This window comes from Streptomyces luteosporeus (genome assembly GCF_039532865.1).
In the GTDB taxonomy this organism is placed as follows: domain Bacteria; phylum Actinomycetota; class Actinomycetes; order Streptomycetales; family Streptomycetaceae; genus Streptomyces; species Streptomyces luteosporeus.
On record NZ_BAAASL010000056.1, the window covers coordinates 1 to 994 of the forward strand.

General features: G+C 52.7%; 2 protein-coding genes. One reads left to right on the forward strand and one right to left on the reverse strand.

Annotated elements, in window-relative coordinates:
• The first annotated feature begins 228 nt into the window (after positions 1 to 228).
• A complete protein-coding gene (locus tag ABD361_RS30370; protein ID WP_013213989.1) occupies positions 229 to 654 on the forward strand; it encodes an antirestriction protein in 426 nt (141 codons plus the stop codon).
• 145 nt (positions 655 to 799) lie between these two features.
• Here ABD361_RS30370 and ABD361_RS30375 read toward each other — a convergent pair.
• On the reverse strand, positions 800 to 994 hold a 195-nt coding region (locus ABD361_RS30375; RefSeq protein ID WP_344440192.1), incomplete at its 5' end, for a hypothetical protein.

Below are 994 nucleotides of genomic sequence, written 5' to 3' on the forward strand. Positions count from 1 at the left end.
CCGTTGCACTCTGAATACTCGGATCAACTACCGCGCCCATGCGGTGAATCTGCCAGATTGGCCAGCCCGCAGCCTGGAGCTGAATAAAATGTGGCTCAGTTGGAGAGAAAAAAAGTAGGCCGATTTGGCCTATTTTTTATTGTACCCGCTTGACACAATAGGCCAAAATGGCCTATTATATATCTCAGAAGGCCGGGCACCCGCCACGGTCAATACCGGAGAACTCCGATGATGCAAACAGAACTTAATCCCCTGATCTGCTCCCTGGTCGCCACCCCTCGCCGTATGGCTGCAATGCCCCGCTATGTAGGCCGTTTCTATGTGGTTTTCGAGTCGATGCTTTACCAGCAAATGAAAGGGCTCTGCCGCGAGTATCGCGGGGCTTATTGGCTTATGTGGGAGCTGTCGAACGGCGGCTTTTATATGGCTCCTGGGCGTCGTGATGAAATGCTGAACATCGAGGCCATGAACTACTTTAGTGGCCAAATGAGCGCCGATGCTGCCGGGATTACCGCTTGCCTCTACCTCTATAGCCATCTGTCATTTCACACAGAAGGCGCTGACCAGGAGCGGTTTTCAAGGCTGTATCACAGCTTGCGGGATTGGGCTTGTGAGCATGACGAAAAAGAGGCCATCTTGGCCGCAATAGACTAGCAACAGAAAGCCCCGGTGATGGCCGGGGCTCTTAAAGGAGGTGCATAGGTAGAAAAAGAAATGGTGCCCCTGGTATGGCTGCAACCAATCACAGGGGCTTTCACCGGTCAATTTGAGGATAAACGCGATGAATACGGATATTGTATCACTTGCAAAACACATTGGCGACGCTCTGACGGCCCGCCGCCCCGTTCATATGCCGCGCATGAAGATGCGGGAGCTTGGCTTGCTCTTGATTGAACTGAAGGCGTATCGGGAGGCCGCCGCGACCGTTACCCATTGATAAAAAAGACCCGGCATTGACCGGGGCTATTTGCGCATTTATCGCATGTTTAGACCT

Excerpts from the sequence above, each read along its gene's own strand:
- ABD361_RS30370 (WP_013213989.1), top strand. The coding sequence starts at position 229 with ATGATGCAAACAGAACTTAATCCCCTGATCTGCTCCCTGGTCGCCACC.